Source organism: Microcoleus sp. Aus8_D2 (assembly GCF_036702665.1).
Classification (GTDB): Bacteria; Cyanobacteriota; Cyanobacteriia; order Cyanobacteriales; family Microcoleaceae; genus Microcoleus.
The window spans coordinates 33,611-42,078 of the sequence record NZ_JAUBUN010000056.1 but is presented as its reverse complement, the minus strand read 5'-3'; the positions used below and the strand labels follow the sequence as shown (position 1 = coordinate 42,078).

The window sequence follows — 8,468 nt, the reverse complement described above, 5'->3', positions numbered from 1 at the left end:
ATAACCGCGTAGCCGAAGCAAGCCGAAGGCTGGTCATTAGTCATTTTAGCCGAAGAGCGAAGCCGAAGGCTGGTCATCAGTCATCAGTCATTAGCAAGAAGAACTATTAACTGTCAACTATCAACTGTCAACTGTCAACTGTCAACTGTCAACTGTCAACTGTCAACTGTCAACTGTCAACTATCAACTATCAACTAATTAAGCAGTTGTTGCCGCGCCCCAACCTGAAGAGCTTACATACAACCCTACCCTGGTTCTAAAAAAAGCTCCTCAAACTTGCGCGGTGACTATTATATTTATTGCCAAGCGTGCAACAACTGCCATTCGCTGATTTTTGGATATTCCTAACAATCGAAAATCCAAAATCGAAAATCCAAAATTGAAACTGGAGGCAGCACCAATGAATACAGCAGAGCGCGATTTACGTTTAGAAATGCTTAACAGTCTGCTCACCACACCTCACCGCCAACTGGAAAAGGTGACAGAAATTCACAAGTTAATTATCGAATTAGATCCAATTTTTTACGGTCATTTAGCAGTGTGGTATCAGCGTCACGGCGACGTGCGCGACCACAAGGAAGTTTTTGCCGGAAACTTGCTGACTTCGGCGCTGACAGAGCACCGAGATGCCGGGTTTATGATGTTGCAAGAGTTCCCTCCTTATGAGGTTTCGCGGGTTGTGGACTTTATGAAGCAGCACCAAAATAAGGTGCCTCGCAGCGCGCGCACTGCTGTCACTCGCTATCTGCGATCGCGCGAAAAGAATCCCCAGTTTTTCGATCGCGCCGCCATCCGCAACCGCAAGGCGATGAAGCACTTGTACGCGACTTTACACGTTAAGCCGAGCGATCGAGCTAATGCTATTCTGTTTAAAGACAATCCGCCAGAAGATTCGCTGGCGTTTGTTTTGAAGCAGCTAGCGAAGGCTGCGACTCCTGCGGAACAGGCGAATTTGATTGTTGAATACAAGATTCCGTATACGATCGCCGTTGGTGCGATCGAAATGCTGACGCCAACGGTGTTAGCAGCGCTGATTAATTCGATGTCGCCGCAGGAAGTCATCAACAACCTGAAATCGATTCAGTCGCGGGGCGCGATGGATCACCCGGAAGTCAAGCTGTTGATTGACTCGAAGCTGGATGAAGCCGCAAAGTGCGATCGCGTTTCTGCTTACAAAGCCAGTGTTGCCGGCGGTAGCGCGAAGTTCGACGCAGCCACGGCGGCGAAGCTGGAAGCGGTGACAAACGAACAGGTGAAGAAGCGCGGTAAGATTGCCAAAGCCACCGGTTTGTTGGTTGACAAGTCGGGAAGTATGGAAAGTGCGATCGAAGTTGGCAAACGTCTCGCTGCCATGATTTCGGGCATTTCCGAGGCTGCGCTGTTCGTCTACGCCTTCGACACGATGCCGTACCCAGTGACAGCAAACGGCAGCGAATTGACCGATTGGGAGCGCGCATTCAAGCACATTCGCGCAGGCGGTGGCACAAGTTGCGGTTGTGCGGTGGAAGCAATGCGGCTTAAGAAGCAGGTGGTTGAGCAGTTCATCATCGTCACAGATGAAGGCGAAAATGCTTCACCATATTTGGCAGATGCTTATCAGAAATACTGCCAAACTTTGGGAGTAATTCCTGATGTGGTGATTGTGCGAGTTGGCGCTTACTGCGATTATGTAGAAAAGCAATTGAAGGACAAGCAAGTGTCGGTGGAAACGTTTACGTTTGCTGGTGATTACTACTCGCTCCCGAATTTGGTGCCGATGCTGTCTCGTCCTTCGCGGCTGGAGTTGTTGATGGAAATTCTGGATGTGGCTTTGCCTGTGAGGGATGACAAGTGATATAATCGGGCATGGCTCGTCAGTGAAGCTGGCGGGCAATGCTCACAGTTTTTAGTCTCCTATGTCAACTGAGATTACATACATTTAATCTGAAGCAAATTTAGAAAGCCTCTGCACTCTGGCTGTTGAAAATGGGGAATTAATCGTCATTACCAGACATAATGGCAAGAATGCAGTTGGGTGCATCTCACTTTTGAGGAGGGCTCTCGCATGACCGCATATAAGTTATTAGTTATAATCCCATATTCACGGAGGTCATGCTATAGCCCATACGGATATATTCGCCAAAACCAGGCAGTGGTGGTCTGGATAAGCTAGCTGTTTACCAAAAGCTCGGAGTCAAAGAAGTTTGGTTCGGGAAAAATCGTCACTTTGAAGTTTATCATCTGCGGGGAGACGAATATGAAAAAATCCAGCAAAGCGAGTTGTTGCCCAATTTAGATTTATCATTGCTCGCAGACTATGTGCAACGCTCCGATCCTCTTGAGGCGGTGTTGGAGTTTCGGGAACGAGTTAGAGAAAATTTAGGGAGAAATTGAGGGTGCATCTGGGTTTGGAAAATATATCGCTCCGGAGCGAAGCATGACCGTAGTCAATATGAGATTATAACTAATAACTTATATGCGGTCATGCTATAGCCATCTTCAAAAGTGAGATCCACCCGAAATTGAGATTGAATAATGCGCGAGCGCCTGAAAACTCTTTTGTTTATTCTAATTATCAGTTATCTCTGTGTTGCTTGTCAATCGCAAAAAAGTATCAAGCCAGTTTCAGAACAAAATCTTCAGTTAAATCCCGAAAAAGTTGCGGTGACTTCGCCGACAATTCGTCAAATGCTCGATAATGCGATCGCCCAAACTAACATTACCAATTCTTACGATCCTGCTTACGTAGCGATTCCCTACCCTGGTGGCGATGTACCGATGACTACAGGTGTTTGCACGGATGTCATAATTCGCGCATTTCGGCAAGTAAAAGTGGATCTGCAACAAGAGGTACATCAAGATATGCAGCAGAACTTTGCCGCCTATCCAAAAGATTGGAATTTGACCACCACAGATCCGAATATCGACCATCGCCGAGTTCCTAATTTGATGGTATTTTTTGAACGAAAAGGTAAATCGTTACCTGTTACTCGCAATGCAGATAATTATCAACCGGGGGATGTAGTAACATGGAATTTAGGAGGAGGCGAGTCTCATATCGGGATAGTTAGCAACGTGCGATCGCCCTCGGGAAGATTTGTCATCGTTCACAATATCGGTGCAGGGACTAGATTGGAAGATGTGCTCTTCAATTGGAAGATTATCGGGCATTATCGATATTTTTGAGTAGCATCGAAAATCGATCGCACTTTACTCCCAAACATCTCCCTCAATACCCTCAAGCGGCAACTTTTTCCCGATTCTCAACTCTTCTCTAGTTTTCTCGATAATTTCCAGTAACTCAGGATTGGCGATGGATGAAACTAACTGCGAATCCGCAGCAGCCAAAGCAGCGCGCAGCTTGGGGGAAGTGAGTGCAGGATATTTCTCTAAAACTTGCTCTTCTGTCCATCCCGCCGCAAACAGCCCCAACAGGAATTCTACAGACAATCGAGTTTCTGGCGCTGGTGGTTGACTTGTTGCAGTTTTCGGGTTGGGATGAATGAGCTTTCGCCAGTCCATTGTTTTAGTTAAACGATTTGGGAAGACTTCGCCGATTATACTGCATTCGGACACAGTATAAATACGGGAACCGTTAACTCACTCTGTAAATTGATACCGCAGGTCATTTCCCGATTTTGTAATTAAATTGTTATGACGATCGCAGTGTGGCACTTTCTTATAGACTAGACTGGTAGGGTGCCGATCGGGCGATCGCCCTTTTTCCTTTTGTCAGTTTCAATACCACAGCGCGTTAGCGAAGCCCTCGAAGACGATCGCACGCCGATCTCAACCCACTGTGTAACCCACCGTGCAACTCACAGTACAACTACTTTAACTTCTTAAAACTATGGGAAAAAAGTCGAAAGCCAAAAAATCCCAGGTCAAAAAATCCACTTTGCTCTGCCAGCGACTGCAAGAAGCTCTCGATCGAGGCAGTAAAGTTTGGATTAAAACAAATAATAGTAGTTTCGGCGGCATCCCGATTAATTTGTTCGGGGAGTTTGCTGAACTTTTGGTGATAGTTCCCCCTAACGAACACGGGGAAAATACCGATGCTTACGGACAAGTTACGTGGTTGATTCGACTTTCTGATATTATTGCACTCGCCTACCCTACTGAATACTGGTCTAAAGATAGATTAGAAAGTTTGCTGCCGCCGGATGCAGTTACCTCTGAAGTAGGAGATTAATTCGGTAAGGTGCTGGTGGCGCACCATAGTGGTTTGTAGCGAGGAATGCGAGGAATGCGATCGCAGGACTTTAGTCCTCACTACAAGCCTTTGTGGTAGCGGAAATAATATGATATCGTCTGCGATCGATTAACCCACTATGAAAGGTTTGTAGTGCGTCCAGGCGTCCGCTCTCCGGCGGAGGACGCCTGGACGCACTACAAACTATTTTTTTTTTAGGGCAATCGACCCGACGTAATATGACTATTTTGTCAGCTATTAGACGATCGCAAATTTACATTTTTGCGACCGATTTTTGTGTTTTCAATTACTTGTTGCAAGCTGAAAGCTGTATTTTGCAGTTGCCGCCATCTAGTTCACTGCAAGCAGCCAGAGCTTGAGCTTCTGCTGATGCTTTATCATCGCCCCAGCCCGCACCTGCTCCTCCTTTTCCTACTGAGATTGCTCCACAGTTATTGGTATTAGAGGTCAGCGCTTGACAGTCGTTAGCCCTTCCGCTTTGTGTATTGCAGGCAGCTACTGCTGCATCTAGTGCTTCTTTCTCTGTAGCATGATCCCAACTAATACCCGTGGCGTCAGAAGTCGGGGAATAAGCAGTAGCTCCATGAGTGTTCTGAGCTTGGGCCATCTGGGCAGAGCCAAACATAGGAAGTGTCAGAACAGTCAATACTACCAACTTTAAACCAAGTTTTTGCAGCATATTCACTTAATTTTTTAATACACTTAACTGTGAATTATCGTTAACTATTATATTTGGCATTGAATCGATGTCAATAGTATTTATAAATGTTTATATTCGCTTAATTTAAATGCAGACTGTGTAAAAATAAGTAAAATTACGGAGGTCACTTCAATGGCAGATATCCGCAAAATCCTCAGCCAACTTGGGGCAAAAGAAGGGCAGCTACTCAATACCCAATTCCTGGCTCCTTGCGTTCGGAGGGGAAAGGTGCGGACAAGGATAGCTGGCATGATCTATACTTTTCAACCGCAGCCGTCCAACTTTGAAGGATGGGCTATTTTTGCGCCAATTAATGAGAAAATTGCTACTGTGGTTGACGAACCGAATTTGCCACAAATGGCAGAGTATTTGCAACTGCTGGTACCGATTCGCTTGCAACTGGCTCGCATTCTGCAAGGGCAAACTTGGCTGGCTTATCCTGTTAACGAGTCAGATGCTAAACAGCGCACGGGTGTTGCTAAACCCGTAGCTGTACATTTAGTAACTGAAGGCTCGTTGTTCGATACGGTTGTGGCGCGATGGGACGGTGATTCTTTCTGGTTTGAAGAGATTGACAGGCGCGCCGATCCGCTGCTGCCAGAGCAGTTAAAAGCAGCTTTAAAAAAGTTGATTTTACCTCAAGATGTTCGCTTTAAAGGAATGACGCCGGAAATGCGAGTTGTTTATGAATTGGTGGCAAGAAATATTAAAGATTTCAATCCGAAAGTGCGGGACGAACAACGCTTGCAGCGGGCGTTGAAGATGGGCGGCGGCGAGTTGCGAGATTTTAGCGCTCGCCAAGATTATTGGCTGGTTGAATGGACTAGCGGCAGTGGAGAACATCATAGTTCTGCGATCGCCAAAAATGACTTAACAGTTATGAGTGCTGGCATTTGTCTCAGCGGCTTAGACAAGGATTTCGACTTGCAGTCATTAGTCGGAGTAGTCGAAGATAGATAACTTTTGATTATAACGGTTCTCCACCAAGTCTTGTAGGGTGTGTCGCCATAAAAAATCCCTTGCATTCAATCGACAATCTCACGGCGACGCACCTTACACGATTGTTGAGCAAACAAGCCAAAAATTTGTTTGGTAGCAAGACTTTACTATAAATTGTATAAGGTGCGTCGCTCTAAGATTGTCGATATTTATTTAGAGATTTTCAATAGCGACGCACCCTACGACTAATTACTGACAACTGCCAACTGCCAACTGTCAACTGTCAACTGTCAACTGTCATGAGTATATTTTTTCACGAACAACTTTACAGAACTTCCGCAGTGATGTCGCTGGTAAAAAATTTCCCGGTAACGGTGTGCGGCGCGGGCGCTTTGGGTGCGAATATTGTAGAGAGTCTGGCGCGATCGGGCTTTTGCCAGTTAAGAGTGATCGATCGCGATCGCATCGAAGAGCGCAACCTTTCCACTCAACCCTATTATCGATCGGACATCGGCGCATTCAAAGCCAAAATTCTCGCCAACAACCTGTACCGCGCTTTGTCCGTCAGCATTGACGCGCACTCCAAGGAATTGACACCCGCCAATGCCGATCGGCTGCTTGCCAACAGCGCCGTTGCGATCGATACTTTTGATAACAGCGTCGGGCGGCAAGCAGTCAAAGATTACTGTACCAGTGCCTCCATTCCCTGCGTGCACGTCGGATTAGCCGCCGATTACTCCGAAATAATTTGGAACCAACACTATCGGGTTCCTTCAGCCGCCAATGATGACGTTTGCGATTACCCGCTGGCGAGAAACTTGGTAATGCTGACAGTGGCTGTTGCTTGCGAAGTAATTGTTACCTTTGCTGCTACCCAAGAGCAACAAAATTTAACTTGCACAATTAAAGATTTTGCAGTAAAGCCACTTATATTGTAGAATGTGTCTTGACTGTTGCCAGAAACCCGGTCAATCGAGATTGGACACCTCCATCCCACACACCCGGTTTCTCACTCTCAAACAATCGTCAGTCGATTTTAGATTTTAGATTTTAGATTTTAGATAGACTCCATAGAGGAATCTGAAAGCTTAAACTATACTCTAAAATTTTGGGTTTCTCCACGACTTGAGTCGGTAGCTTGTACCCGTTTCTTGCAAGTCAATATCGCAGAAAACGCTTGATAAAATTAACAGGGAAAGTATGGTTGGATCGCAGACTTTTTATTATTTACTAGCAGTTCTCGGTTTATTAGTTCTGACTGGCGCCAATGCAGCCACTTATTCTGGCAGCAGCAGCAGCACAGTTTGCCACACTAATGATTGCCACGAACCCGAAGTCCGTTACCATAAAAGGATTTTAAAACACGGATCGAGAGGCGAAGATGTGAGGAAACTGCAAAAATTGTTGAACGCCCGCGGTGTGTGCCCAGAACCGATCGCACTTGATGGCATCTTCGGTAGAACAACCCTAGATGCAGTGAAAATATTTCAGCGGGAAGCCAACCTTCCTGTAGACGGAATTGTGGGAGGTAAAACTTGGGACAGACTGTTTGCGAGTTCGTAAATTCAAGCACCGGACAGGAAAAGTTCCTAAGTCAGTCAATTTTAGATTTTAGATTTTAGATTTTAGATTTACTCGAAAACAGATAAATCTGGAAGCTTAAAATCTTAGTCTAATTTTTTTGAGCGCTCCTCGATAGCGTCCGAAAGCAAGTACCTGTTTTGGGCTGAGTCATCTTTGGTAATCATTAATAGCTGCGATTTGTAGTTGCACATCAACTAGATTTTGTGCAACTACATATACCTAAATTGCCATTAAGAATCAATGGCTATAGCGGTTCTCAAAAAAGTGAAGTATGCCCAATGCCCAATGCCATGTTTGGCCAATGCCGTGTTTGCCGTGTTTGCCCTGTTTGCCCTATGCTCTATGCCCTATGCCCTATGCCCTATGCCCTATGCCCTATAGTCTATAACTAGATTGATAATGAATGAAATTTTAGATTTTTGGTTTGGTCGATCGAACTCTCCAGAGTTTGGTAAAGTTCAAAAGAAGTGGTTTGAGAAAAATCTGGATTTTGATACGGAAGTGCGATCGCGCTTTCTCCCGCAATACGAACTAGCAGCCTCCGGTCAACTCGACTCCTGGCAGGATTCCCCGGAAAACTGCCTCGCACTAATCATACTGCTCGATCAATTTCCGCGCAATATGTTTCGCGAAATGCCACAAGCCTTCGCCACGGATAGCAAAGCCTTAGCCGCCGCACAACACGCTGTTGAGAATCATTTCGATCGCGAATTGTTGACTGTACAAAAATGGTTTATTTACCTGCCTTTTGAACACAGCGAAAACTTAGAACACCAGCAAAAATCTGTGGAACTGTTTCGCCAACTCAGCGGCGAACCTGACAGCAATTCAGTCATTAATTTTGCTTTGCGGCATTTTAAAATTATCGCGCGTTTTGGAAGATTTCCCCACCGCAATCAAATTCTGGGACGCGAAACAACTCCCGAAGAAGCCGAGTTTCTCAAACAACCGGGTTCGGGATTTTAAAGTTGGTAATTATTGGTTCGTAGTGAGGACTTGAGTCCTTCTTGATTGGTCCAAACTCGGAGGACTGAAGTCCTTACTACGAACCTG

The 8,468-nt window shown here is 45.7% G+C and carries 9 protein-coding genes; 7 read left to right on the top strand and 2 right to left on the bottom strand.

The window, feature by feature from the left end; genetic code table 11:
* Positions 1–400: 400 nt before the first annotated feature.
* Both QUB64_RS29165 and QUB64_RS29160 read left to right on the top strand, forming a co-directional pair.
* Positions 401–1,834 (top strand): hypothetical protein, encoded by a 1,434-nt coding sequence (locus QUB64_RS29165; RefSeq protein ID WP_333277323.1) that lies wholly within the window; start codon positions 401–403, stop codon positions 1,832–1,834.
* Positions 1,835–2,514: 680 nt separating this feature from the next.
* Positions 2,515–3,165, top strand: coding sequence for a DUF1287 domain-containing protein (locus QUB64_RS29160; RefSeq protein WP_333277325.1), 651 nt, complete (start codon positions 2,515–2,517; stop codon positions 3,163–3,165).
* Between the two features lie 24 nt (positions 3,166–3,189).
* Here the strand turns inward: QUB64_RS29160 and QUB64_RS29155 are convergent, their stop codons facing one another.
* Positions 3,190–3,501, bottom strand: coding sequence for a DUF433 domain-containing protein (locus tag QUB64_RS29155; protein WP_333277327.1), 312 nt, complete (start codon positions 3,499–3,501; stop codon positions 3,190–3,192).
* A gap of 328 nt (positions 3,502–3,829) precedes the next feature.
* On the opposite strand from QUB64_RS29155, the gene QUB64_RS29150 reads away from it, so the two are divergent.
* Complete coding sequence (locus tag QUB64_RS29150; RefSeq protein WP_333277329.1) at positions 3,830–4,171, top strand: hypothetical protein; 342 nt, start codon at positions 3,830–3,832, stop codon at positions 4,169–4,171.
* A gap of 307 nt (positions 4,172–4,478) precedes the next feature.
* Here the strand turns inward: QUB64_RS29150 and QUB64_RS29145 are convergent, their stop codons facing one another.
* Entirely contained in the window at positions 4,479–4,871 is a 393-nt protein-coding gene (locus QUB64_RS29145; protein ID WP_333277331.1) for a DUF4189 domain-containing protein, read from the bottom strand.
* 153 nt (positions 4,872–5,024) lie between these two features.
* Between QUB64_RS29145 and QUB64_RS29140 the strand changes: the two genes are divergently transcribed.
* The 4 genes from QUB64_RS29140 (at position 5,025) to QUB64_RS29125 (ending at position 8,381) form a co-directional block, all read left to right on the top strand.
* Entirely contained in the window at positions 5,025–5,852 is an 828-nt protein-coding gene (locus QUB64_RS29140) for a hypothetical protein (protein ID WP_333277333.1), read from the top strand.
* 278 nt (positions 5,853–6,130) lie between these two features.
* Complete coding sequence (locus tag QUB64_RS29135) at positions 6,131–6,769, top strand: HesA/MoeB/ThiF family protein (RefSeq protein WP_333277335.1); 639 nt, start codon at positions 6,131–6,133, stop codon at positions 6,767–6,769.
* Positions 6,770–7,031: 262 nt separating this feature from the next.
* Positions 7,032–7,394, top strand: coding sequence for a peptidoglycan-binding domain-containing protein (locus tag QUB64_RS29130; RefSeq protein ID WP_333277337.1), 363 nt, complete (start codon positions 7,032–7,034; stop codon positions 7,392–7,394).
* Between the two features lie 420 nt (positions 7,395–7,814).
* Positions 7,815–8,381 (top strand): DUF924 family protein, encoded by a 567-nt coding sequence (locus QUB64_RS29125; RefSeq protein ID WP_333277339.1) that lies wholly within the window; start codon positions 7,815–7,817, stop codon positions 8,379–8,381.
* Positions 8,382–8,468: the final 87 nt, after the last annotated feature.